This window comes from Novosphingobium sp. KACC 22771, from assembly GCF_028736195.1.
Lineage (GTDB): Bacteria > Pseudomonadota > Alphaproteobacteria > Sphingomonadales > Sphingomonadaceae > Novosphingobium.
In genome coordinates this window covers 1127339-1152302 of the sequence record NZ_CP117881.1, presented here as the reverse complement: position 1 = coordinate 1152302, position 24964 = coordinate 1127339, and the positions used below count along the sequence as shown (strand labels likewise).

The window sequence follows — 24964 nt, the reverse complement described above, 5'->3', positions numbered from 1 at the left end:
TGCGAACCTATTCTTGAAAGGGAATGGAGCGGTCGGCGGCCTGAATCGGCCCCGGCGCGGTTATGCTGTCGCAATTGGAGGCAAAGGCCCGTTTTGCCAACAGGTCGCGGGCAAAGGGCACCGCATCGCGCAGGGCATAATTGACCGTGCCCGAATGATTGACGCCGTCATATTTGACCCATTTCACCCGATTGCCGCGACGGCACATCTGTTGCACCGCGGCAAATTGGCGCGCGGTGGGAATGGTTGAATCCGCCAGCCCCGTGGCGATCAGCAAAGGCACCGGCAAGCGGCGCGCGGGCACAGAAGGGTCGACCAGCATTGCGCTCACCTTCCCGGGGCTTTGCGTAAAGGCATTGTCGGCGGTAACCTCATTCTGCTTGGCCGCCACGGCCATATCGCGCGAACAGCCATGCCGTGCCGCCTCGCGCAGCACCTGTCCCTTGGGCGCGAGCAGCGTATCGGGCGCGGGGCTGTTGGGGTGCAGGCCGCCGCCGTACATACGCATCACCGCATAGCGCGGATCGGCCCCGCCGACATTTTCCGGCGCCGCGCCCCGCTCAGGCTGGGCCGACCAGACCAGCGCGGTGGCCACCGTGCCCAACAGGTTCACATCGGGCGCATAGGAAGGCTGGAGATAGGTGGCGTTGAGCACAGCCCCCGAACCTTGCGATTGCCCGGTAAGGATGACCTTGTTGGCGACAAGGCCGGGATGGGCCTTCAAGGCGGCCCGCGCCGCGTCAAGCACCGAATAGCCCTCGCCCGCACGCTGGAGATAGGTGTGAACGCCGCGCGTGCCCAGCCCCTGATAATCCGGCGCGACCACGGCAAATCCCTGCTGGACCCAGGCGTCGATATAATGGCCATCACGCGGCATCGGCCTGGCCCAGCTTGGCGCGCAGACATCGGCGATGCCCAGCGTGCCATGGCCCCAGACGATAAGCGGCCAGCCACCCTTCGGAGCCTCGCCCTTGGGCAAATAAAGCAGGCCCGATGCCTCGATCACGCCGCGCCCGAAACGCCCGTCGGTCGAGGCGTAGAGGATGCGCTCGGCCACTGCGGCGTGATCGGCGAAATAGCCCTCGCCCACGGGTTCGCGGCGCAGCATTTCGCCCGGCTTTTCCAGCCTGCCATCCCATTTGTAAAAGGGCGAGACGCCGCCGTCGCCGAAATAGACATCCGTGCCGGGATCACGATCGGCGGCCGATCCTGTGCCCACCACCAAGGACAATGCCGCAGTGAAAACCAGGGCGGCGCTAATCCGACCGTGAGGCATAGACATCTCCCAATTATGTTATCAGGTGGCTGGATCGCATGGCCTCGGCCTGCTGCGCCAATGTTTTCCGCGCATGCATTGATGCCGCACCGACATCATCGCCTTGGGCTCTTGCGCATAAAAAACAGGAGGGAGCCGGGTGGATGGCGCCCTCCTGTCTTACGCAGCGTGGCGTAAAAGGGTTTAGCGGACCATGCAGGGGCGCTTGTTGTCAAAGGTCCATCCGGGGATCAGATACTGCATCCCCATCGCATCGTTGCGCGCGCCAAGACCGTGCTGCTGATACAGTTCATGCCCGCGCGCCAGCGCGTCCTCGTCGATCTCGATGCCCAGACCCGGCTTGTCGGAAATGGCCACATGGCCATCCTCGATGCGCGGCGGATTTTTGGTCAGGCATTCACCGTCCTGCCAGATCCAATGCGTGTCGATGGCCGTCACCCGGCCCGGCGCGGCGGCGGCGCAATGGGTGAACATGGCCAGCGAAATGTCGAAATGGTTGTTCGAATGGCTGCCCCATGTCAGGCCGAAAGCATCGCACAGATGCGCCACGCGCACCGCGCCCTCCATCGTCCAGAAATGCGGATCGGCCAGCGGGATGTCCACCGATTGCAACGAAAGCGAATGGGCCATCTGACGCCAGTCGGTGGCGATCATGTTCGTCGCGGTGGGCAGGCCGGTGGCGCGGCGGAACTCAGCCATCACCTCGCGCCCGGAATAGCCGTTCTCGGCCCCGCAAGGGTCCTCGGCATAGGCCAGCACATCGCCCAGCGGCTTCATCAGGCGCACCGCCTCGGCCAAGGACCACGCGCCATTGGGGTCGAGCGTGATGCGCGCCTGCGGGAAAGCCTCCTTCAAGGCCCGCACCGCCAGCACCTCCTCATCGCCCGCCAGAGCGCCGCCCTTCAGCTTGAAATCGCGAAAGCCGTAGCGTGCCTGCGCCGCGCGGGCCAGGGCCACCACGGCCTCGGGCATCAGCGCCTCGCGGTTGCGCAGGCGCTTCCATTCATCCGCGCTGTCGCTCTCGTCGCGATAGGGCAGATCGGTCTTTTTGGGGTCGGCGATGTAGAAAAGATAGCCCAGCATCTCCACCCGGTCGCGATGCCGCCCCGTGCCGAGCAGGTCCGCCACCGCCACGCCCACATGCTGGCCCAGCAGGTCGAGCATAGCGGCCTCGATGGCGGTCTGGGCATGGATCGTGGTGCGCAGGTCAAAGGTCTGCAACCCCCGCCCGCCCGCATCGCGAGCGGCAAAGGTGCGGCCCACCTGCGCCACCACGCTGGCATGGGTGCCCAAAGGTCGGCCCACGACCAGCCCCCGCGCATCCTCCAGCGTCTGGCGGATCGCCTCGCCGCCGGGCACTTCGCCCAACCCCTTGCGCCCGTCGCTGTCGGTCAGGATGACGATGTTGCGCGTGAAGAAAGGCGCGTGCGCCCCCGACAGGTTGAGCAGCATCGCATCATGCCCCGCCACCGGCACAACGCGCATATCGGCAATAACCGGCGCCGTCGCCATCACAGGCTCGCCTTCGCCTTGGCCACCAACGCGGCCAGTTCGTCATGTTCGGCGGCCGACAGATCGGTGAGCGGGGTGCGCACCGGGCCTGCTGGACGGCCAATCACATTCATCCCCGCCTTCACGATGGAGACCGCATAGCCCCGCCCGCGATTGCGCAGCGCGATATAGGGCAGCACGAAATCGCGCAGCATCTGATGCACCCGCGCATGATCGCGCGCGCGCGCCGCCTTGTAGAAAGCCACCGCCCATTCGGGCAGGAAATTATAGATCGCCGAGGAATAGGTCGTCACGCCCATCTCCAGATAAGCGGGCGCAAAGGTCTCCGCCGTGGGCAGGCCCCCGATATAGGTCAGCCGGTCGCCCAGCTTGCAATAGATGCGCATCATCAGCTCGATGTCGCCCACCCCGTCCTTGTATCCCACCAGATTGGGGTTGCGCTCGCACAGGCGGGCCAGCGTGTCCTCGTTCACAATCGCATTGTCGCGGTTATAGACGATCACGCCCAGATTGGTCGAGCGGCACACCGCCTCGATATGCGCGGCAAGCCCTTCCTGCTTGGCCCCCACCAGATATTGCGGCAACAGCAGCAGGCCGTCGGCCCCGGCCTTTTCCGCTCCTTGCGCGATTTCCACCGCAATCGCCGTGCCATAGCCGCAGCCCGAAATGACCGGCACCCGCCCGGCTGTCTCTTCCACCGCCGCGCGCACCACCTGCACCGTCTCGTCCGCCGTCAGCGAGAAGAACTCCCCCGTGCCCCCGGCCGCAAACAGCGCCGCCACGTCATGCTCCAGCATCCAGCCGCAATGCTGGCGATAGGGCGCCTCATCAAACCGCAGATCGCCGTCAAAATGCGTGACCGGAAAGGACAGCAGCCCCGAGCCAATCACCTTCGCCATCTCCTCTGGGGCCATCATCGCTTCTTGTCCTGTGTTCGTGTTTGACGTTGGATGTTTATTAAACCCCGGAAATCCCGAAGGTCCATGTCCATTGCCGGATCGCGCAATACCCGATCAGCATGCAAAGCGGGTCGGCGGCTGCCTGATCGCGCACGCCGACCCGTTGGTGCCTCATGCGCCCGGTCAATACCGGACCCGCAGGCCGATGCGATAGGCCCGGCCCAGCACGTCATACAAGGTGGGGTTCACCTGCAGCGCGCTCGACACATTGCCCGCAGCGACCGGCGGCGCCTTGTCGAGCAGGTTGTCGACCTTGAAATAGGCCTCGAAATTGCGGCGGCTGTCGCCCGAAATGCGATAGCTGCCGCCAAGGTCGAAATAGGTCGCGCCCTTGATCTTGTTGGTGTCAATGTCCACGCCCTCGACAAAGGCGTTGTTATAGACGCCCGCGCTGATCGTGCGCATGGTCGCGGTCAGCGAAACCCGCTCGCTGTCATAGCCGATCGTGGTGTTGGTGCGCCATTTGGGAATGGAAAATGTCGCAAAGGGACCGCCGTTGACCCCGGCATATTCGGTCATCGTCACGCCGGTGTTCAACGTATAGTTGAGCGAGCGCGTCGCCAGCACGCGAATATTGATCGAGCCGGGCAGGAACCGCCCGAGCGACTGGCGATACGAGGCGTCAAAGTCGAGGCCCCGCATCCGCAACGAGGCGACATTGACGGGAACGCGGCTGATCTGAGTGATGGCGCGGGTGGTCGGGTCGGCGGTGATGAGCGAGCAGACCGAGCTGACCCCGGCATAGCACAGCGTCACCATGTCATTCACGGCAAGCGTGGTGATCGCGTCCTTTACGCGGATATTGTAATAGTCGACCGAGGCCGAAAAGCCCGGCAGGAAACGCGGCTTCAGGACGGCGCCAAGGCTGAGCGTGTCGGCCATTTCGGGGCGCAGCGAGGTGTTGCCGTTGGTCACCTGGGTGATGCGGAACGTGCCGGGGGCATAGGCGCCGCCGGTCGGAACGATCACGTCCACCGCCTGCGTGGCGCCGGCGGCAAAGCCTTCGCTGATCGAGGGCGCACGGATATCGCGCGAGCGCACCACGCGCAGCTTGAGATCCGAGACAGGCTCATAGGTCAGGCCCAGCTTCCAGGTGGTCACCGTGCCCGAAGTCGTATAATTCGTCACGCGCACCGCGCCGTTGAAGTCGGCCGACTTGCCGAACCGGCTGTCTTTCAGCAGCGGCACCACAACTTCGCCAAAGCCCTCGGTCACCTTGAAACCGCCCGAATTCGTCTTGAAATTGCCCGTCACCCAGCCGTTGGTCTGCGACAGGGGATCGCCCACGGCGCTGGCGTTTTCGGAACGATGCTCGACACCGGCCGCAATCGAGATCGGCCCGGCCCATGTCCGCGCCAGCGAACCGTTGATCGAGGCGGCCACCACACTTTCCGAAATCTTCTGGGTTTGCGAGGCCGTGCCCTTGATCCAGGCAATCGCGTTGGGATCGGCCACGCCCGTGCCGAAGATATTGAGCGGAATGCAGCCATTGCCCGGAGTGGTCAGCGTCGAGCGGCAGACAATCGCCCCGCTGCTGTTGGTGGTGGCATCCACCGCCTGGGCCATGCGGGCGATATTGGTGGTGTTGCGCAACTGCACATTGATGTTGCTCTGACCGTATTGGTAATAGGTCTGCCAACTCCACCCGTCGCCGAATTTGCCATTGAGCGCGCCGACGACGCGGAAATTCTCACGCGCAATGTCATTGACCATGCGGCCCATGTCGATGGTGGACATGCCATAGGCAAAGGTGGAAACACCCGCCGCCAGCCCTGCCGTCCGAACGCTGGCGGGCAGATAGGGGTTATTGATCGACACGGCGGCAAAGGGCGATGACCCGCCCGTATAGCGCTGATAGGCCGCGCTGCCGATCGTATGGGTGCGGCCATAGGAGCCATCGAGCGAGAGCGTGATATTGTCGGTCAGATCATAGCTGAGGCGGCTCCAGACATTGTTGCGGTCGATCCGGGGCGAGAGCGCGGTGACATTGCCCTCATTCCAGGTCTGGCCGCCGATCATGAAATTGGAGGTGGGCTGGGTGGCATTGACCGCCAGCGTGCCATAGTTGAACTGATAGGGCGCTCCGCCCGGGCCAAAGGCGGTGCCGCGCAGCGGGCCGGAGGTGATCAACCCGCCCAGCGCCAGATTGGAATAATTGACATTGCTGGCCACGATGGTCTTGGGCTGGCCATTGCCCGCCGCATAGGCCGGATTGGCCACCAGATAGGTCGCGTTATACCAATTGCGCTTCTTGGGATCGAGCTGGTCGATGCCATCTTCATGCTGATGTTCGACCGAGAGCAGGAAATGGCCGCGATCATCGGCAAAACGCGTGCCGAATGCGCCGGTGATCTGCCAATTGCGATTGTCATTGCGATCCGTGACGCCGCCGTTCAGATTGAGGCGCAGGCCCTCGAACTGCTTGTCCACGATGAAGTTGACCACGCCCGCCACCGCGTCCGAGCCATAGGCCGCCGAGGCGCCGCCCGTCACCACGTCGATGCGCTTGAGCAGGCTGGTGGGGATATTGTTGACATCGACAGCGCCCGTCTGGGTCGAGGGCGCCACGCGCTGGCCATCGACCAGAACCAGCGTGCGATTGGGGCCAAGCCCGCGCAGATCGAGCAGGTTGAGACCCGCCGTGCCCGTCGAGGTCGCGCCATTGCCGACGCGCGGCGTCGAATTCGGGTTCAACTGGGGCAGCGAGTTGACATAATCGGCGACATTGGCAGGGGCCGCCTTGGCGATGGCATCGGCATTGACCACCGTCAACGGCGTGGGGGCATCATAGCCGTCGCGCTTGATCCGCGATCCGGTGACAATGATCGAGGCATCGCCGGAGGGCGCACTGGGCGCGGCCTGATCGGCGGCGGCCATGGCCTGCGACGGGGCGGCGCCCAATGCCAATGCCGTGGCCATAGCCAGCCCACTGCAACCCGAGGCGCGCAGCGCGCCGCAGCAAATGCCCATCATATGATCCTCTCTGTTATGGTATTTATCTCAGCTTGCGAGTTGAAATCGCCAAACCGACCACCAGAGTCCAATACCCAAAGGCGATTGAGTTATTCCCAACCGGTATTGATGCAGCGCGCGGGGGATTGACGAGAGCATCGACCTTGCCGCATGCGCCCGGCTTGCCCATTTCTGCCCAGCCTGAGAGAGATCATGAACGCACCAACCGCCATTGACGACATCCCTGAGCATTTTGCCCATTGCATTCAGGTTCTTGGCGGCACCACGGCGGCATCGCGCCGCCTGGGCATTGATGAAAGGGCGATCCGCCGCTTTATCAACGGCGAAAGGCCGATCAGCGAGAACCTGATGCAGGATACGGCCAGGGCATTGAACCACATGGCCGCCGAAGCCACCGATGCGGCAGCGCGCATCGCGGCGACTTTGGGCACGCCCTGAGGCCCTCGGAATTGAGCCCATAGCGCGGGTGGCTATGGCGCCTTGCCTCCTTCGTGCAGGGCGATCTGTTCGGCAATATGCCCGCGCCACAGGGCCGAAAGCAGGTCGGTCTGGGCGATCATCCCCAGCAGATGGCCGCGCGCGTCGACCACCAGCGCGTGATGATACAGCCCGCCCGACAGGATCGGCAGCAATTCGTCGATCTGCGCATCGGCCGAGGCGATACAGGGCGAGATGTCCATCACCTGCTCCACCTTCTCCTCATCGCCCACCGAAACGAGGCTGTCGAGGCGAAGCAAGCCCTCGGGCCGCCCCTGAGCGTCGACCACCGGCAGAGCGCCCACGCGATGCGCGCCAAACAGCGCCACCGCGCGCGCCAGATCATCGCCCGGCGACAAGGTGGCGCCGTCCTGCCGCATGATCTGTTCACAGCGGATTGTGCCATGCAGCCGACGATAGGCGCGCGTTTCGACCTGCCGGAACAAGGTGTCGAGATCCTCGCTGCTGACATCGAGCAATTGGTCATATTGCGAGAGCACCGATTCGATGTCCGCCATCGAAAAGCCCGCCCGCGCAGGCCCCGGCGCGGCATATTGCGCGACGCGGTGGGGATAATTGCCCCGCACCGCGCAATTGTACAAAACGCCGAAGGCCACCAGCAGCGCGCTGTCCAGCGCCACCGGCACCAGCGCAAAGGACCAGCCCGCGGCCACCACCGCCTTGCCCCCGATCACGCAGGTCAGCGCGCAGGCCCCGCCCGGCGGGTGCAGACAGCGCGCAAGGCTCATCATGACAATAGCGCTGGCCACGCCAAGACAGGCCGCATAGGCCGGATCGCCCAGCACCTTCATCCAGAAAATGCCGCAGAGCGCCGATATCGTATTGCCCCCCACAATCGCCCATGGCTGGGCCAGCGGGCTGGCCGGGACGGCAAAGAGCAGCACCGCCGAGGCGCCGATGGGCGCAATCATCACCGGCAGGCCCAACCCCGCCATCACCGGCGGCCACAGCCGGATCACCAGCCCCGCCGCAAGAATACCGAATGCCGCCCCCAGCCCCGCCGTCCACAGGCGCGCGGCCGTCGGCGCGCTTTGCACACCGGCCCATTGGAGCACATTGTTCACGGCGCGCATGGCCCTGCCCCTTCCATCACAACGGCGGGGCCATAGGGCGCGCCATAAGGCATTTCAAAGGAATCTTTTCTCTGCCCCCACAGCGCGGGATGCGCCGGGCCGCAAGCGCCCCCGCCTATATCACCCAGGCGCGGCTGTTGCGGAAATCCGAGGCGGTGCGCCCAGTGCGCGATTTGAAGAAACGGGCGAAATAGGCCGGATCAGCAAAGCCCAGCGTGGCCGCAATCTGGCCAATGCTGCTGGCGGTATAGGTCAGCAGGCGCATGGCTTCGAGCAGCAGGCGTTGCTGGACCACCTCGGCGGGGGGCAGATCCAGCACGGCGCGGCAGGCGCGCGTCAGCGTGGGCGCGGTGGTGGCCAGATGGGCGGCGTAATCCTGCACGCCCCAGCCTTGGGTATAATGCGCCTCGACCAGCGCCTTGAAGCGGGCAACCAGCGCGTCCTGCCCGCTGCGCGGCGGATGGGGCGCGGCGCTCAACCCCTCGGCGGCCAGCGCCAGTATCAGCCCCAGCTGCGCCACCAGCGAGGGGGCCAACATTTGCGCACCCTGCGCCGCGCCCTGCGCCAGATCGGCCAGCAGCCAGCCGAGCCGCCCCGCCGGGCCGGGGGCCAGCAAGCGATGCCGCGCACCATGCCCGCCCAGCGCCACCGCGCCCAGCAGTCCCGCCAGCCGCCGATCATGCAGCAACGCATCGGCCAGCGAGAGCACCCAGCCTTGCGCATCGGTGGCAAAACGAAAGGCATGAACGCAGCCCGATGGCACGACGACGAGGCTGACCGGATCGAGGCGGGTGGTGCCGGCATCATCGACCAGATCGCCATGGCCGCCATCCAGCAGAAGGAGTTGAAAAATACCAGGATGAGCGTGGGGCGAAATGGTCCACTCATGCTGGCTGGAGCGGGCTGAGATCGTTTCAATATGCAGGAATTCCGGGGCGATCGCATGATTGCCCTCGCCATAAAGCGCATAGCGGCGGATCTGGTGCCTGTTGGCCATGGGGTCGAAATCTGCGCCGATTGATCGAAAAGTGCAAGAGCTTGCGCGGCGCGTCCCTCACGCAAGGGGCGCGTTCATGGCAATCATGGCGGCATAGAAGCATGAGAGGATATGCAAGATGAGCGAGCTGACGCTGGATCGTCCGTTCCGTTTCGATCCCTATTCGCCCGAAAATGACGCCGATCCCTATCCCGCTTATAAGGTGCTGCGCGAGGAGCATCCCTGTTTCTGGAGCGAGGAAGCGGGCATGTGGGTGCTTTCGCGTCACGAGGATATTTTGAACGCCTTGCAGAACTGGCGGCTCTATTCCTCCGCCAAGGGCAATCTCATCAACGAATTTCCCGGTCGCGCGGGGGCAACGCTGGGCAGCAGCGATCCGCCGCGCCATGACCGCCTGCGCGCGCTGGTGCAAAGCGCGATGACAAAGCGGGCGCTCGACCATGTGATCGAACCGGCGCGCGCCTCGGTGCGGCGCCATCTGGCCGCCATCGAGGGCAAGGATGTGTTCGACTTCGTGGGCGAGCTGGGCGGCGCGGTCACGCTCGATCTCATCTTCTATCTATTTGCCCTGCCCCCCGAAAACGCCGATGAAGTGCGCGACAATGCCGTGCTGATGGTCCAGACCGATCCGGTCACGCGGCAAAAAAGCCCCGCCCATCTGGCCGCGTTTCAATGGATGGCCGATTATGCCCAGCGCATCGTGGCCGAGCGCAAGGCCAATCCGGGCGATGATCTGCTCTCCAACTTCATCACCGCCGAGATCGACGGGGAAAAGCTGCTCGACAAGGAAGTGCAGTTGACCGTCACCACGCTGATCATGGCGGGGATTGAATCGCTCTCGGGCTTTATGGGCATGTTCGCGCTGAACATGGCCGATTTTGCCGAGGCGCGCCGCGCGATCTGCGCCGATCTCTCGCTGTTGCCCGATGCCATTGAGGAATCCTTGCGCTTCAACACCTCGGCCCAGCGGTTCAAGCGTTGCGCCACGCAGGATATTGAATTGCATGGGCAGAGCATCAAGGCGGGCGATTTCATCATGCTGGCCTATGGCGCGGCCAACCGCGACAGCGCGGTGTTCAACGATCCCGACACCTATGACATCACCCGGCGGCCCAAGCGGCATCTGGGCTTTGGCGGCGGGGTTCATGCCTGCCTCGGCTCGATGCTGGCGCGCGTTGCGGTTCAGATCCTGTTTGAGGAATTCCTGACCGCCGTGCCGGAATTCACCCGCGTCGATGCGCAGCTCGAATGGGTGCCCTCGTCCAATTTCCGCAGCCCGAGCAAACTCCTGCTGCGGCGCGGATAAGCGATTAGGCGTAGCCATCCCCCTTTCGCGCATGGGTTCTGCCGCTATCATGGGGGCAAACCGATGCGCGAAAGGCCCTCATGCATATTCCCGAAGTTTCAACCCTTGCCCCGCCCACGCCAAAGCGCTGGTACGGGCATCTCTACGCGCAAGTGTTGATGGCGATTGCCGCGGGCGTGGCGCTGGGCCATTTCGCGCCCGATATGGGCGAGGCGATGAAGCCGCTGGGCGATATTTTCATCAAGCTGGTCAAGATGGTGATCGCCCCGGTGATCTTCCTGACCATCGTCACGGGCATTGCGGGCATGCGCGACCTGTCCTCGGTGGGGCGAGTGGCGGCCAAGGCTTTTGCCTATTTCTTCACCTTTTCGACGCTGGCGCTGATCGTCGGGCTGATCGTGGCGAATACGGTGCGGCCCGGCGCGGGGCTGAACATCGATCCGGCCAGCCTCGACGCCAGCAAGGTGGCCGATTACGCCGCCAAGGCGCATGAGAGCAGCGTCATGGGCTTTATCAACGCGATGGTGCCCGAAACCTATGTTTCGGCGCTGACCGATGGCAATATCCTGCAGGTGCTGGTGGTCGCGATCCTGTTCGGCGTGTCGCTGGCCTCGGTGGGCGATGTGGGCGAACGGGTGCTTTGCGTGCTGGAGGACGTTTCGACGGTCTTTTTCCGGCTGGTGTCCATCGTGATGAAGGCCGCCCCGCTGGGGGCCTTTGGCGCGATGGCCTTTACCATCGGCAAATATGGCGTGCACAGTCTGGCCCATCTGGTGGGGCTGGTGGCGACCTTTTACCTGACCTCGCTGCTGTTTGTTATCGTGGTGCTGGGGATTGTGGGGCGCTTGGCTGGATTTTCGATCTTTCGCCTGCTGGCCTATCTCAAATCCGAATTGCTGCTGGTGCTGGGCACGTCTTCTTCGGAAAGCGCCCTGCCCGCGTTGATCGAGAAGATGGAGCGCGCCGGTTGTCCCAAGGCGGTGGTGGGGCTGGTCGTACCCACGGGCTATTCGTTCAATCTCGACGGCACGAATATTTACATGACGCTGGCCGCGCTGTTCATCGCGCAGGCGTGCAATGTTGACCTGACGCTGGGCCAGCAGGCGCTCTTGCTGGGCGTGGCCATGCTCTCTTCCAAGGGCGCGGCGGGGGTGACGGGGGCAGGCTTCATCACGCTGGCGGCCACGCTTTCCATTGTGCCATCCGTGCCGGTGGCGGGCATGGCGCTGATCCTTGGTGTGGACCGCTTCATGTCGGAATGCCGCAGCCTGACCAATTTCGTCGGCAATGCGGTGGCCACCATCGTTGTCGCGCGGTGGGAGGGGAAGCTGGATAAGGCTGCGCTGGATGCGGCGTTGAAGGGGTAAAAGGGGGTTGCCTCCGGCGGGCAAAGGGACTCGTCCCTTTGCAATCCCATTATGGGGAGGTGTGATGGATCGGCCCCAATGGATCGGCGCAACGTTGGGAAAATGAAAGCCTGCGGCGCTTTAAACGCTGCGCTTGCCGCGCCGCAGGCTTTTAATCATCGCCCAATTCACATCCATGCGAACGCAAGCGCCCCCCATTAACGGGATTGCAAAGGGCCCCCGCCCTTTGCCCGCCGGAGGCATCCTGCCTTCCTGCTCCTAACATAAGTAACACCACTTAATCCGTTAGTAACCAGAATCACCTATACAGAACTTGGCCAGACAATGACCGTGACTTAACCTTTTTCATAAAACATCGAGGATACTGCCATGGGAATGCCGATCCCTTTCAAGTCTTTCACCGTCGACCGCACGCAGATCACCGACATCGAAAAATGGATCGGCGATGGCAACAATCTGGGCGAAGTGGAAATCCGCAATTTCCTCGGCAAGATCCGCGTCGATGTTCAGAACGAGATTGACGAAAACCAGCTTCGTTCGTTCTGCGAGCGGCCCCGCGACTGAGCCTTGCCCAACCGGCGGGAATGGCGGCGGGGATGATGGCGGGCTTTCACGCCCGCCTTACGCCGTGTTCCGGGCCAGGGGTGGCGGTTCCATAGGGACTTGACCAAAACCGGCCCACCCCATACCCGCCTATCCCCATGCACGACATTCGATTCATCCGCGAAAACCCCGCAGCTTTTGACGCCGGCCTTGCGCGCCGGGGGCTAGAGCCGCTTTCGGCCACCATTCTTGCCGCGGACGCCGATGCGCGTTCGGCGCAGACCTCGGTGGACACGATGCTGGCCACGCGCAACGCCGCCTCCAAGCAGATCGGCGCGCTGATGAGCAAGGGTGACAAGGAAGGCGCCGCCGCGCTCAAGGCCGAGGTCGAGGCGATCAAGATCGACCTGCCCGCCAAGGAAGAGGCCAAGCGCGCCGCCGACAAGGCGCTGGCCGACATGCTGGCCACGATCCCCAACCTGCCCGTGGACGAAGTGCCGCAGGGCGCGGACGAAAATGACAATGCCGAAGTCAGCCGCTGGGGCGAACCGCGCATTATCGAGGGCGCGAAGGAGCATTTCGACATCGGCACGCCGCTCGGCCTTGATTTTGAAAGCGCGCAGGTGGTTTCGGGCGCGCGTTTTGCCTATCTGCGCGGGCCGATTGCGCGTTTGAACCGCGCCATCGGGCAATTCATGCTCGACACCCACACCGAGACTTTCGGCTATCAGGAAGTCGTGCCGCCCGTGCTGGTGCGCGACGATGCGCTTTACGGGACGGCGCAATTGCCCAAGTTTGAGGAGGATTTGTTCCAGACTCAACTATCCTTCAGCACAGCCGAAATCATTAAGTTCAAGTGGAATGCTCTGGAAGAGCTTAAGGCAAAGCTTGGCCAAAACGCTGAGGGGCTAGAGTTAACCGATGAAAAAGTGTGGAATGCCCTTCCTAACCCTCCCGGCCGCCTTTGGCTGATCCCCACCGCCGAAGTGTCGCTGACCAACCTCGTGCGCGAACAGATCCTTGATGGCGACCTGCCCTTGCGCTTCACGGCCCTCACCCTCTGCTTCCGCAGCGAAGCGGGCGCGGCGGGCAAGGACACGCGTGGCCTCATCCGTCAGCACCAGTTCGACAAATGCGAACTCGTTTCCATCACCACGCCCGAACAGAGCGATGATGAGCACGAGCGCATGACCGGGGCTGCCGAGCATATCCTGCAAAGTCTTGGCCTGCCCTATCGCCGCATGCTGCTTTGCAGCGGCGACATGGGCTTTTCCGCGCGCAAGACCTACGACCTCGAAGTCTGGCTGCCGGGTCAGGGCAAATATCGCGAGATCAGCTCCTGCTCGAACTGCGGCGATTTTCAGGCGCGCCGCATGAACGCGCGCTATCGCCCCGCGGGTGAGAAGGGCACGAAATTCGTCCATACGCTCAACGGTTCGGGCCTTGCCGTGGGCCGCACGCTGGTGGCGATCCTCGAAAATTATCAGAACGAGGATGGCAGCGTGACCATCCCCGAAGTGCTGCGCCCCTATATGGGCGGGCTGGAGCGCATTTCGGCCTGATCGCGCTGATCCTGCGGCCATGGAACCTTTGATGCCGATGCCTCTTCCTTGAGGCATCGGCACAAGGGAGCAACACCATGAGCACGCAGCCCAATGAAACCCGCACCGTCATCGTTGAACGCAGCAGCACCGGCACGATCATGCTGGCGATTGCTTTGCTTATCGCGCTGGTGGGCGGGGTAATCATGTTCAACCAGTATAATTCGAGCGAAGCGCGTAAGAACAACGCGATCGAGCATGCCGCCAACGAGGTGGACAAGGCCGCCGACAAGGCAGGCGATGCCATTGATGATGCGGCAAAATCGGTGAAGAAGGAAATGTAACCGAGAGGGTGGCGACCCTTTGTTGACCCCTTTGTTGACATAGCCGCCGCCATTTTGCGCAAAAGCATAGCGCGCCGCCCTGCATTCGTTGCGGGGCGGCGTTCTTGCATGTAAGGCCGCAGGGTTGACTGCTTAATGAAAGGGCCAAGGCATGCGCATCCTCCTGACCAATGACGACGGGATCCACGCGCCCGGCCTCAAGGTTCTGGAGGCAATTGCGCGCAAGCTTTCCGATGACATCTGGATTGTCGCGCCCTCCGAGGAGCAATCGGGCGCGGGACACAGCCTGACGCTGACCCGCCCGGTGCGGATGCGCCGCCATGGCGAGCGGCGCTTTTCCGTCACCGGCACGCCCACCGATTCGGTCACGCTGGCCCTGCGCAAGATTTTGCCCGAGGCGCCGGACTTGATCCTGTCGGGCGTCAATCGCGGGGCCAATCTGGGCGATGACGTCACCTATTCGGGTACGGTGTCGGCCGCGATGGAGGGCACGCTGGCGGGCATCCGCTCCATCGCCCTGTCTCAGGTCTATTCCAAGGAAGGCGTGGGCGACGATGTTTCCTTCGAGGCAGCCGAGCAATGGGGCGAGAAAGTGCTGCGCCCGCTGATCGACGCGCCCTTTGCCCCGCGCACGCTGGTCAATGTCAACTTCCCCCCCCTGCACGCCGATGCGGTGCAGGGCATACGCGTGGTGCGTCAGGGCTTTCACGATTACGCGCGCGGATCGGTGGTCGAAAGCACGGACCCGCGCGGCTATCCCTATTATTGGTTCGGCCTGCACGGGATCGAACATACGCCGGGGCACAAGACCGACCTTGAGGCGATTGCCGATGGGTTCATCTCGGTCACCCCGCTTCAGCTGGATTTGACGCATGACGCTTCGCTGGCCGCGATGGCCGAGCGGTTTGCCCAATGAGCCAAGCCCGTTGGCGCATGGCCGCGCTGCTGGCGGCAGGTTCGCTGATGATCGGCGCGTCGGGCGCCTGGGCGCAATCGGCCAAGACCCGGCCCCGCGCCGGGGTTGAGGGCGATCTGCCCACGCCTCTGCCGCTTGAGGAGGAGAGCGAGCATGTCGTGGTGCCGGGCGAAACGCTGGGCGGCATCGCGCATCGCGCCAAAGTGCCCAAGATCCTGATTATCGAGGCCAACCACCTCAAGGCCCCGCATTATGCCATCCATGCCGGGCAAAAGCTGTTTCTGCCGCGCACCCGCCACCACACGGTCAAGGCCGGCGAGACGGGCTTTGACATCGCCTATCGCTATGGCGTGTCCTATTCCTCCATCGCGGTGGCCAATGGGCTGGAGCCCAATGCGCGGCTGCGTGAGGGGCAAAAGCTGCTGATCCCGACCGTCCTCAAGCCGGAGAATGCCGCCAAGGCCGACGCAAAGGCGGATAAGCCCGCCCCGGCTGCGGAAAAAACGAAGGACAAGGAGCAGCCCAAAGCCGAAACCCGCCCCGGCTTCCTCTGGCCGATGGAGGGCGTCATGCGGCGCGGCTTTGTCGCAAAAACCCGCGACGAGGGCGGCGGCGATTTCCATAATGGCCTCGATATCGTCGCGCCCGAGGGCGAAACCGTGCGCACCAGCGCGCCGGGCGAGGTGATCTTTGCCGGACGCGAACCCGACAGTTTCGGCAATCTGGTGGTGATCGACCATGGCAAGGGCTGGCAGACCGCCTATGGCTTCCTGTCCAAGCTGACGGTCAAGCGCGGCGACAGCGTGAAGGCGCATGAGCGCGTGGGGTTGGTGGGCCATTCGGGGCGAGCCACGCGCGACGAATTGCATTTCGAAATCCGCCACGATGACGAACCGGTCAATCCGCTGCCGCTGCTGCCCCGCCGCGACACGGGCAAAGGTAAGGCCACGGTCAAGGGCGATAAGAAAGCGGATGCCACCGCCTTGCGCAAACCGTCGCCCACACCCTCGCCGGATCATAAAGCCAATGAAGGCAAAAAGGGCGAAGGCAAATTGCCGGGCAAGCCGCAAGCTCCCGCCGGAAAACAAACCTCCGCCGGAAAATCGGAACGCTAGGCGCCCTCAGGCCATGGCCCAGAACACGGTGCCCATGGCCATGAAGGCGGCAAAGAGATAGCCCGCATCGGCCGCCGCCTCGCGCGCGGCAATACCATGGCGGCCATAAAGCGCCGCCCCCGCTGGAATGGCGATGAACAGCGCAAAGCCGCCCGACATCATCCAGTAAAGCCAGGGCTTTGCCGCCAGCGTTTCGGCCCCCACCCGCGCGAAATTATGCCCGATCATCCATGCCGGAAACACCAGAGCCAACAGCCGCACCGGCGAAGGCGAGCGCGCCGCGCGCATCAGCCCATACCACGGAAACGCCAGCAGGCCCGCCACGATCGCCGCCACGCCAATCGCCACCCAGTTGATCGGACCCATGCGCCTTTTCCTTCCTTGCGGCCCTTCATCGGGCGCGTTTGCGCCGCAACTGGCCTTATTCGTGATTTTAGCGTAGGGGCGCTGGCCATGAGTGACAAGCTGACAAAAATTCCCGAATCCCCCAAGGTTGGCATGGTCAGCCTCGGCTGCCCCAAGGCGCTGGTCGACAGCGAGCGCATCCTGACCCGGTTGCGCGCCGATGGGTATGCGTTTGCGCCCGATTATGTCGGGGCCGACGTGGTGCTGGTCAACACCTGCGGCTTCCTCGATTCGGCCAAGGAGGAATCTTTGGCCGCGATCGGTGAGGCCATTGCCGAGAATGGCCGCGTGATCGTGACAGGCTGCATGGGCAACGAGGCCGAGGTGATCCGCGCCCGCTTCCCCGATGTGCTGGCCGTGACCGGCGCGCATCAGTATGAGCAGGTGGTGGACGCCGTGCATGAGGCAGCCCCGCCCACCCGCGGGCCTTTCGTCGATCTGATCCCCGCCGGGGCCGACGGCGAGGTCAAGCTGACCCCGCGCCACTATTCCTATCTCAAGATTTCAGAGGGTTGCAACCATTCCTGCGCCTTCTGCATCATCCCGCAACTGCGCGGCAAGCTGGCCAGCCGCCGCATCGACGCGGTGCTGCGCGAGGCTGAAAAGCTGGTGGCGGCGGGGACGAAGGAACTGCTGGTCATCTCGCAGGACACCTCGGCCTATGGCGTCGACATCCGCCATGAAAGCCGGACTTGGAAGGACCGCGAGGTGCGCGCCCATATGACCGATCTGGCCCGCGAACTGGGCCGGTTGCGCACCCCTGAAGGCGAAGCGCCGTGGGTTCGGCTGCATTATGTCTATCCCTATCCGCATGTCGATGATGTCATCCCGCTGATGGCGCAGGGGCTGATCACGCCCTATCTCGACATTCCGTTTCAACATGCTGCCCCCAATGTGCTGCGCGCGATGAAGCGTCCGGCCAATGAGGCGCGCGTGCTGGAGCGCATCAAGAAGTGGCGCGAAATCTGCCCCGATCTGGCGATTCGCTCGTCCTTTGTCGTCGGCTTCCCCGGCGAGACGGAGGAGGATTTCCAGTACCTGCTCGACTGGCTGGACGAGGCGCAATTGGACCGCGTGGGCGCATTCCGCTTTGAGCCGGTCGAAGGCGCCAGTGCCAACGATCTGCCCGGCGCCGTGCCCGAAGCGGTCAAGGAGGAGCGCTATGCCCGCCTGATGGAGAAGACCGAAGCGATCAGCGCCGCAAGGCTTCAGGCCAAGGTTGGCCGTGTGATTCGCGTGATCATCGATGAAGTGGGCGAACCCGACGAGGATGGCGACATCGGCGCCACCGGCCGCAGCCAGGCTGATGCCCCCGAGATCGACGGACAGGTGCTTTTGCGCGATGTGCCGCAGGATTTGAAAGCAGGCGACATCGTCAATGTCCTGATCGAAGATGCTGATGCGCATGATCTTTTTGGCGTGATTGCATAGTGCGCAACTGATTGGTTGCACTTTACGCAATCATGTACGCAGTTTTCGCAATTGCAACAGTCAGCGTTGTCAGGCTTAAGGAGCGGGCCTTTTAGGCATCCTCTCCCAAAACTTCCAAAGCCCGGCTCCGGCCGGGTTTTTTTTGCCCGCAATCCGCCGCCCCATTGGATTCCGGCAAGATTTGCACAGTTTTGCCCTTTTTCCCGCCTTGCCGCGATGCGCCTCTGTCCGTTACCCCTAGGGCCATGGATGATGCAGCTTCTCCCCCGCCCCGCATCTTCACCGCTGCGCTGGTGGTGATCGGCGATGAAATTCTTTCTGGCCGGACGCAGGACAAGAATATCGCGCAGATCGCAAGCTGGCTGGGCGTGCAGGGCATCCGCCTGCGCGAAGTGCGGGTGGTGGCCGATGACACCGATGCGATTGTCGAGGCGGTCAACACCTTGCGGGCGCGCAACGACTATCTTTTCACCACCGGCGGCATCGGCCCCACGCATGATGACATCACCGTCGATGCGATTGCCAAGGCGCTGGGCGTTCCGGTCGTGGTCCATCCCGAGGCGCGCCAGATCCTGAGCGATTATTACGCCTCACGCGGCAGCGAATTGACCGAGATGCGTCTGCGCATGGCCCGCGTGCCCGAAGGCGCCGGGCTGATCCCCAACCGCTATTCGGGCGCGCCGGGCATCCATTGGGGCAATATCTACATCATGGCGGGTGTGCCGATGATTACGGCGGGTATGCTCGATGCCCTGACCGGATCGCTGGAGGGCGGGCTGCCGGTGCTGGCCGAAACCGTCGGCTGCTGGGTGGGCGAGAGCGAAGTGGCGCAATTGCTGGCCCAGACCGAGAAGGACCATGAGGGCGTCTCGATCGGCTCCTATCCCTTTTTCCGCGAGGGGCGCACGGGATCGAATTTCGTGATCCGCTCGACCGATGCCGAACAACTGGCCGCCTGCGTCACGGCGCTTTCGGCCGCGCTGGAGGCGATGGGGCGCGATCCGGTGCTGGGCGGGATCTGATGCTGCTGGCTTTGCTGCTGGCCCATGCCGGGTCGCTCCCGGCGTTTGAGACCACGCTGGCCGCGCAGGACAGCGCCACCGCCGCCTTGGGCCAGTGGTGTGCGGCGCGGCATCTGGCCGATCCCTCCGTCATCAAGGCCGCGCAGGTCAAAGGGCAGGACACCATGCCCCCGCCCGATCTGGACGACACGCTCAAACTGGCCGAGGATCAGGAACCGGCCTATCGGCATGTCCGCCTGTCCTGCGGCTCCAAGGTTCTGTCCGAGGCGCATAATTGGTATGCGCGCCAAAGGCTGACCCCGGCGATGAACCAGACGCTGGACACCACCGACACGCCGTTTGGCAAGGTGGCGGGGCCGCTGGGCTTCACGCGCGAGAGGCTGGGCGCGGTGCGCGGTGCGGCGCCGGGTTGCCCGCGCGATACGGTGCTCTCGCATCGCGCCATGCTGCGCCTGCCCGACGGATCGCCGCTGGCGCTGGTGGTGGAATGCTATACGCCTGCGGTGCTGGGCAAATAGCGCGTCTTGCAGAATTGCCCTTTCCCGCTTACCTTTAGCCGATGATTGAAGCGCAATCCCTTGCCGGACGCCTGCTGCTGGCCATGCCGGGCATGCCCGATCCGCGCTTTGAAGAAGCGGTGCTGGCGCTGTGCATGCATGACAAGGACGGCGCGCTGGGCATTGGCGTGGGTCAGGTGCTCGAAGGCGTCACGCTGCATAATCTGCTCGATGATTTGAACATTCCCACCGGATTCGCCCCCGATTGCGAAGTGCATCATGGCGGCCCGGTCGAACCGCAGCGCGGCTTTGTATTGCACAGCCCCGACTGGAAGGGCGAAGGCACGCTGCTGGTGTGCGATCAATGGAGCCTGACAGGGAGCCGCGACATTCTGGCCGCGATCGCCGAAGGGCGCGGCCCGGCGCGCTGGCTGGTGGCTTTGGGCTATGCCGGGTGGGGCGAGGCGCAGTTGGACGCCGAGATGCGCCAGCATGGCTGGTATGCCGCCGAAGGGCGCGGCGCGATCCTGTTTGACCATCCCTTTGAGGCGCGGTGGAGCGCGGCATGGCGGGCCGAGGGCATCGACCCGGCACATCTGACCAATGTGACGGGCCGCGCCTAGGGTTTTTTGTTGCGGCGCACTGTCTTGCACCTATAATACACGTCGGTTTTCAAAACGAGGCCGGTTTTCAAAACGAGGATACTATGGCGAGCACGGTTGAAGCCCCCGCGATTACCCTGACCCCGCCCGATCCGGTGCCGGTGGTGGCCCCCGCGCAGGCCGCAGGGCTGGTGCCGCTGGGCGCCGAGCAGAAGAGCAAGCTGGACGAAAAGGTCGATGGTTTCATTGCCGACCTGATCGCGCAGGACACCAATTCGCCCGAATTCGGCAAACGCGTCGATCAATTGACCAGCATGGGGCGCAAGGAAATTGCCGCGGCAGCAGGCATGTCGAACCGCTTTCTGGATCGCCCCGTGCGCGCGATGGACAAGGATCAGGGCGTGGGCGCCAATCTGATCGAACTGCGCCGCACGGTCGAAAGCCTCGACCCGGCCAAGGCGGGCAAATTGTCGCCGGGCAAGAAGCTGCTGGGGATCATTCCCTGGGGCAATTCGGTGCAGAAATATTTCGACGGCTATGTGTCGAGCCAAGGCCACATCAAGGCGATCCTCGACAAGCTGGCCAGCGGCAAGGACGAGCTGTTGATGGACAATGCGGCCATCGACGTCGAACGCGCCAAGCTGTGGGAAGCGATGGGCAATCTGGAGCAGATGATCCATATCTCCAAAAAGCTGGACGAGAAGATCGAGGAGAAGGCGGGCGATCTGGACGCCACCGATCCGGCCAAGGCCAAGGCTTTGCGCGAATCCGCCCTGTTCTATACGCGCCAGCGCACACAGGATCTGCTGACGCAAATGGCGGTGACGGTGCAGGGCTATCTGGCGCTCGATCTGGTCAAGAAGAACAATGTCGAACTGGTCAAAGGCGTGGACCGCGCCAGCACGACCACCGTCGCGGCGCTGCGCACGGCGGTGACCGTGGCGCAGGCGATGACCAACCAGCGCCTGGTGCTGCAACAGATCACGGCGTTGAACGAGACGACGGCCAATATCATCGATTCGACCAGCACCCTGCTGAAGGAGCAGACCGGCCAGATCCATCAGCAGGCCGCCGCCAGCACGATCCCCGTCGAGACGCTGCAGCGCGCGTTCCAGAACATCTATGACACGATGGACACGATCGACACCTTCAAGATCAAGGCGCTCGATTCGATGAAACAGACGGTCAACACGCTGTCGGCCGAGGTGGAAAAGTCCAAGGGCTATATTGCCCGCGCACAGGGCCAGTCCTCGGCGCAGGTGGCCCATGACGGCCCCTCGCTGCTAAGCCTTGAAGGCTGATCATGGCCGATAATTCCGCCCATAACAGCGACGCTATCCTTGCCGCCGCACGCGCCTCGCTGAACGACCAAAGGGCGGGCGGGCGGCGCGTGACGGGGCGGCCCATCGGCCAGCGTTCGGCCGCGCTGCGCCGCAGCGGGCAGAAGCGCAAGGCCGCCGCGCTGGCTCTCAGCGTGGTGGTGGCGATCATGCTGGTCAATCTGGTGATCGGGCTGATCTCGGGCGTGCTGCATCTGCTGGGCTGGCTGTCCTATGGTGCGGTGGCGGCAGTGCTGGTGGGCGTGATCTGGATGCTGATGCGCGACCGCGCCGTGCCGGTGCCCAGCCTTGAAACGCTGCGCGCCGCGCCTGCGCGCCAGTTGGTAGGGCAAACGCAGGTTTGGCTGGAAGCCCAGCGCCCCGCCCTGCCCGCCCCCGCGCTCGATCTGGTCGGGCGGATCGGCGGGCAACTGGACGGGCTGGCGCTGCAACTTGATCGGGTGGATGAAAATGCCCCCGCCGTGGGGCAGGTCCGGCAATTGGTGGGCGAGCATCTGCCCTCGCTGGTCAATGCCTATACTGCCGTCCCGCCCTCGCTGCGCGGACAGGCCCATGCGGGCAGCAGCCCGGATCAGCAATTGAGCGAAAGCCTGACCCGGCTGAGCGGCGAGTTAGACAGCGTGACGCGGCAACTGGCCGAGGGCAAGCTGGACGCATTGGCGATCCAGAGCCGGTTTATCGACTATAAATATGGCGAAACGCCGGAAGGTTAATCCTTCATCCGGCCGGTCAGCCATGGCAGCCAGCGCAGCGCGGCGAACAGCACGAAGGGCCAGAACCATGTGGCGATGATGTCGCCCTTGGTGTCCTGCCACGTCCAAAGCACGCGGAAGAAGTAATCATAGAGCTCGTTCAGCGTTTCGGCCGCGATCACCGCGATCAGCGGCCAGCGCGAGGCCAAAGGCCGCCGCAGCACCACCCCCGCCCCCAGCCAGATGGCCAGACCGACATAGGTGTGGACAATCTTGTCCGCCTGTGTTGGCGCAAAAGTCAGGACGATCCAGTCCATCAGGTGGCCATAATCAGCAATATGCAGCATGGGCCTTCTATGCTGCGCCGCACAATGGGCGTCCAGAAAATTCTTATCCGCAAAGGAAAAGGGCCGGAAAAAGGTTGCCCCTTTTCCGACCCCTGATTCCCGTCCATCCGAAGATGAAGCAGATCAACCGACGATGGGATTAACCACCGTTGACTTCGGCCAGATCCACCTTGATGCCCGGACCCTGCGAGGTCGACAGGCCGATCTTGCGGAGGTACTTGCCCTTGGCGCCGGCGGGCTTGGCCTTGACGATCGCGTCCACGAAAGCGTCAAAGTTGGCGCGCAGAGCGTCGTCCGAGAACGACAGCTTGCCGATGCCGCCATGGATGATACCGGCCTTTTCGACGCGGAATTCGATCTGGCCGCCCTTGGCAGCCTTGACCGCTTCGGCAACGTTCGGCGTAACCGTGCCCAGCTTGGGGTTCGGCATCAGGCCCTTGGGGCCCAGCAGCTTGCCCAGACGGCCAACGATGCCCATCATGTCGGGCGTGGCGATGACGCGACCGTAGTCGAGATTGCCGGCCTGCATGTCTTCCAGCAGGTCTTCGGCGCCAACGCGATCGGCGCCGGCGGCCAGAGCCGCTTCAGCCTTGTCGCCGCGTGCGAACACGGCAACCTTGACGTCCTTGCCGGTGCCCGAGGGCAGCGTGACCATGCCGCGGACCATCTGGTCGGCGTGGCGGGGGTCAACGCCAAGGTTCATCGAGATTTCGAGCGTTTCATCATACTTGGCGCTCTTGAGTTCGCGCAGCAGCGTGATGGCGGCGTTGATGCCGTGCAGTTGCTGGTTGTCGCCCAGCTTCTCGGCGAGCGACTTCTGCTTCTTGGTCAGCTTGGCCATGTCTTAGCCCTCCACAACCTGAATGCCCATGGCGCGGGCCGAACCGGCGATGATCTTGACAGCCGCGTCCAGATCGTTGGCGTTCAGGTCCTTCATCTTGGCCTGAGCGATTTCAGCGAGCTGAGCGTGGGTGATCTTGCCAGCCGAATCCTTGCCCGGAGCCTTCGAACCCGACTTCAGGCCCAGCGCCTTCTTGATGAAGAAGGTGGCGGGCGGGGTCTTGGTCACGAACGAGAACGACTTGTCCGAATAGACCGTGATCACGGTGGGCAGCGGGGTGCCGGGCTCAACGCCCTGGGTGGCCGCGTTGAATTCCTTACAGAAACCCATGATGTTGACGCCGCGCTGACCCAGAGCCGGACCGATCGGCGGGCTGGGCTTGGCTTGGCCGGCTGCGATCTGCAGCTTGATATAACCGTCAATTTTCTTGGCCACGATGGCCTCCTTTCATCCTGTACGAGCCGGCGGACCGACCCTTCAGATCAAGCGGTCAAACGGCGCCCGAAGGCCCCTCCCGCGCGGAAATACCGAAAGAATCAGGCAAGCCCGCTCCGCTCGGCAAGCGGTGGCCCATACAGGTTTGCCCGGCGATTGCAAGCGCGCGCTGTCTCAGCCTTCAAAAAGCCCGGCCGTGCGCGTCAGCAGCCCGGCCACGCGCTCCTCCATGCCCGGATCAAAGCGCACCGAGGGCACCGCCACGGCAAAGGCCCCGATCACATCGCCCCCCGCCATGGCGGCGCAGGCCATCCCCTCGATGCCCACCGAATATTCGCTGGTGGTGCGGGCATAGCCGCGCGCGCGGGTCCGGGCGATCTCGCGGCGCAGCTCGGCCGCGCTCACAAGCGTCGCTTCGGTAAAGCTCTCGCGGCGACTCTCGCGCAGATAGCGCTCGACATCTTCATCGGGCATCGCGGCCAAAATCGCCTTACCTGCCGCCAGCCCGTGCAAAGGCGCCCGCCCGCCCACGGCAATGGCATAGCGCAGCGCATGTTCGCTGCTTTCCGTCACCAATGTCTGCAATTGCCAGCCATCGCGCACGAAAAACGAGGCCGTCTCGTTCAATTGCACCCGCAGCGCGCGCACCAGCGGCGCCACGCGGTCCTCAAGGGTCGGCTCGGAGCGGGCCTGCAAACGCTGCAGCCCCGGCCCCGGCACATAATTGCGCCCCGCCCGCTCCAGATAGCCGCGCTCGACCAGCGTGGCGAGGAGATAGGACAGGCTGGAGACCGGAATCGCCAGCGCCCCGGCGATTTCCTGCGCCACGGCGGGGCCGCCGCGCGCCACGACATATTCGATAATGTCGAGCGTGCGCATCGCCGATTTGACATGCGAGGTGGAAGTTCCAGCGTCAGCCATGCCCCCTCCTA

At 63.7% G+C, this 24964-nt stretch carries 25 protein-coding genes; 14 read left to right on the top strand and 11 right to left on the bottom strand.

All coding sequences use genetic code 11. The annotated features are described in order from the left end of the window. Nucleotides 1-7 precede the first annotated feature (7 nt). The 4 genes from PQ467_RS05170 to PQ467_RS05155 all read right to left on the bottom strand — a co-directional run bounded on the left by PQ467_RS05170 (nucleotide 8) and on the right by PQ467_RS05155 (nucleotide 6720). Nucleotides 8-1276 (bottom strand): lipase family protein, encoded by a 1269-nt coding sequence (locus PQ467_RS05170; RefSeq protein ID WP_274175479.1) that lies wholly within the window; start codon nucleotides 1274-1276, stop codon nucleotides 8-10. Between the two features lie 183 nt (nucleotides 1277-1459). Further along, nucleotides 1460-2788: an enolase C-terminal domain-like protein gene (locus tag PQ467_RS05165; protein WP_274175478.1), complete on the bottom strand. Its 1329-nt coding sequence runs from the start codon at nucleotides 2786-2788 to the stop codon at nucleotides 1460-1462. Further along, the gene (gene kdgD, locus PQ467_RS05160) at nucleotides 2788-3702 is read right to left on the bottom strand and encodes a 5-dehydro-4-deoxyglucarate dehydratase (RefSeq protein WP_274176093.1); all 915 of its coding nucleotides are present in this window, start codon (nucleotides 3700-3702) and stop codon (nucleotides 2788-2790) included. Before kdgD ends, PQ467_RS05165 begins: the two co-directional genes overlap by 1 nt. A gap of 168 nt (nucleotides 3703-3870) precedes the next feature. Further along, on the bottom strand, nucleotides 3871-6720 hold the full coding sequence (locus PQ467_RS05155; protein WP_274175477.1) for a TonB-dependent receptor domain-containing protein: 2850 nt from the start codon (nucleotides 6718-6720) through the stop codon (nucleotides 3871-3873). Between the two features lie 192 nt (nucleotides 6721-6912). Here PQ467_RS05155 and PQ467_RS05150 point away from each other — a divergent pair, with 192 nt between their 5' ends. Then, on the top strand, nucleotides 6913-7158 hold the full coding sequence (locus PQ467_RS05150; RefSeq protein WP_274175476.1) for a hypothetical protein: 246 nt from the start codon (nucleotides 6913-6915) through the stop codon (nucleotides 7156-7158). 32 nt (nucleotides 7159-7190) lie between these two features. Here PQ467_RS05150 and PQ467_RS05145 read toward each other — a convergent pair whose 3' ends face one another. Further along, nucleotides 7191-8291, bottom strand: coding sequence for an HPP family protein (locus PQ467_RS05145; protein WP_274175475.1), 1101 nt, complete (start codon nucleotides 8289-8291; stop codon nucleotides 7191-7193). A 115-nt stretch (nucleotides 8292-8406) separates the two neighbouring features. Further along, nucleotides 8407-9288 (bottom strand): helix-turn-helix domain-containing protein, encoded by an 882-nt coding sequence (locus tag PQ467_RS05140; protein ID WP_274175474.1) that lies wholly within the window; start codon nucleotides 9286-9288, stop codon nucleotides 8407-8409. Between the two features lie 118 nt (nucleotides 9289-9406). On the opposite strand from PQ467_RS05140, the gene PQ467_RS05135 reads away from it, so the two are divergent. The 7 genes from PQ467_RS05135 (at nucleotide 9407) to PQ467_RS05105 (ending at nucleotide 16420) form a co-directional block, all read left to right on the top strand. Next, nucleotides 9407-10594, top strand: a complete 1188-nt coding sequence (locus PQ467_RS05135; RefSeq protein WP_274175473.1) for a cytochrome P450 — start codon at nucleotides 9407-9409, stop codon at nucleotides 10592-10594. Nucleotides 10595-10674: 80 nt separating this feature from the next. Beyond that, nucleotides 10675-11961 (top strand): dicarboxylate/amino acid:cation symporter, encoded by a 1287-nt coding sequence (locus PQ467_RS05130; RefSeq protein ID WP_274175472.1) that lies wholly within the window; start codon nucleotides 10675-10677, stop codon nucleotides 11959-11961. A gap of 369 nt (nucleotides 11962-12330) precedes the next feature. After that, nucleotides 12331-12525: a hypothetical protein gene (locus PQ467_RS05125; RefSeq protein WP_274175471.1), complete on the top strand. Its 195-nt coding sequence runs from the start codon at nucleotides 12331-12333 to the stop codon at nucleotides 12523-12525. Nucleotides 12526-12662: 137 nt separating this feature from the next. Then, the gene (gene serS / locus PQ467_RS05120; RefSeq protein ID WP_274175470.1) at nucleotides 12663-14066 is read left to right on the top strand and encodes a serine--tRNA ligase; all 1404 of its coding nucleotides are present in this window, start codon (nucleotides 12663-12665) and stop codon (nucleotides 14064-14066) included. Nucleotides 14067-14143: 77 nt separating this feature from the next. Further along, the gene (locus PQ467_RS05115) at nucleotides 14144-14389 is read left to right on the top strand and encodes a hypothetical protein (protein WP_274175469.1); all 246 of its coding nucleotides are present in this window, start codon (nucleotides 14144-14146) and stop codon (nucleotides 14387-14389) included. A 151-nt stretch (nucleotides 14390-14540) separates the two neighbouring features. Further along, entirely contained in the window at nucleotides 14541-15305 is a 765-nt protein-coding gene (gene surE, locus PQ467_RS05110; protein WP_274175468.1) for a 5'/3'-nucleotidase SurE, read from the top strand. Further along, nucleotides 15302-16420 (top strand): M23 family metallopeptidase, encoded by a 1119-nt coding sequence (locus PQ467_RS05105; protein ID WP_274175467.1) that lies wholly within the window; start codon nucleotides 15302-15304, stop codon nucleotides 16418-16420. Before surE ends, PQ467_RS05105 begins: the two co-directional genes overlap by 4 nt. A 6-nt stretch (nucleotides 16421-16426) precedes the next feature. Here PQ467_RS05105 and PQ467_RS05100 read toward each other — a convergent pair whose 3' ends face one another. Further along, entirely contained in the window at nucleotides 16427-16786 is a 360-nt protein-coding gene (locus tag PQ467_RS05100; RefSeq protein ID WP_274175466.1) for a DUF1761 domain-containing protein, read from the bottom strand. Between the two features lie 87 nt (nucleotides 16787-16873). On the opposite strand from PQ467_RS05100, the gene rimO reads away from it, so the two are divergent. The 6 genes from rimO to PQ467_RS05070 all read left to right on the top strand — a co-directional run bounded on the left by rimO (nucleotide 16874) and on the right by PQ467_RS05070 (nucleotide 22430). Next, on the top strand, nucleotides 16874-18256 hold the full coding sequence (gene rimO / locus PQ467_RS05095; protein ID WP_274175465.1) for a 30S ribosomal protein S12 methylthiotransferase RimO: 1383 nt from the start codon (nucleotides 16874-16876) through the stop codon (nucleotides 18254-18256). Between the two features lie 245 nt (nucleotides 18257-18501). Continuing rightward, on the top strand, nucleotides 18502-19278 hold the full coding sequence (locus tag PQ467_RS05090) for a competence/damage-inducible protein A (protein ID WP_274175464.1): 777 nt from the start codon (nucleotides 18502-18504) through the stop codon (nucleotides 19276-19278). Next, complete coding sequence (locus tag PQ467_RS05085) at nucleotides 19278-19796, top strand: hypothetical protein (RefSeq protein ID WP_274175463.1); 519 nt, start codon at nucleotides 19278-19280, stop codon at nucleotides 19794-19796. Before PQ467_RS05090 ends, PQ467_RS05085 begins: the two co-directional genes overlap by 1 nt. Before the next feature lie 41 nt (nucleotides 19797-19837). Continuing rightward, nucleotides 19838-20398, top strand: coding sequence for a YqgE/AlgH family protein (locus PQ467_RS05080; protein ID WP_274175462.1), 561 nt, complete (start codon nucleotides 19838-19840; stop codon nucleotides 20396-20398). A gap of 83 nt (nucleotides 20399-20481) precedes the next feature. Further along, entirely contained in the window at nucleotides 20482-21678 is a 1197-nt protein-coding gene (locus PQ467_RS05075) for a toxic anion resistance protein (RefSeq protein ID WP_274175461.1), read from the top strand. A gap of 2 nt (nucleotides 21679-21680) precedes the next feature. Further along, nucleotides 21681-22430 carry a hypothetical protein gene (locus PQ467_RS05070; protein ID WP_274175460.1) on the top strand — a complete coding sequence of 250 codons (750 nt, stop codon included), beginning with the start codon at nucleotides 21681-21683 and terminating at the stop codon, nucleotides 22428-22430. Here PQ467_RS05070 and PQ467_RS05065 read toward each other — a convergent pair. The 4 genes from PQ467_RS05065 to PQ467_RS05050 form a co-directional block, all read right to left on the bottom strand. Continuing rightward, nucleotides 22427-22756, bottom strand: coding sequence for a hypothetical protein (locus PQ467_RS05065; RefSeq protein ID WP_274175459.1), 330 nt, complete (start codon nucleotides 22754-22756; stop codon nucleotides 22427-22429). The genes PQ467_RS05070 and PQ467_RS05065 overlap by 4 nt on opposite strands. Nucleotides 22757-22895: 139 nt before the next feature. Then, a complete protein-coding gene (rplA, locus tag PQ467_RS05060; RefSeq protein WP_274175458.1) occupies nucleotides 22896-23597 on the bottom strand; it encodes a 50S ribosomal protein L1 in 702 nt (233 codons plus the stop codon). Nucleotides 23598-23600: 3 nt separating this feature from the next. Beyond that, nucleotides 23601-24032: a 50S ribosomal protein L11 gene (gene rplK, locus PQ467_RS05055; protein ID WP_168603978.1), complete on the bottom strand. Its 432-nt coding sequence runs from the start codon at nucleotides 24030-24032 to the stop codon at nucleotides 23601-23603. 174 nt (nucleotides 24033-24206) lie between these two features. Next, a complete protein-coding gene (locus PQ467_RS05050; protein WP_274175457.1) occupies nucleotides 24207-24953 on the bottom strand; it encodes an IclR family transcriptional regulator in 747 nt (248 codons plus the stop codon). Between the last annotated feature and the right edge of the window lie 11 nt (nucleotides 24954-24964).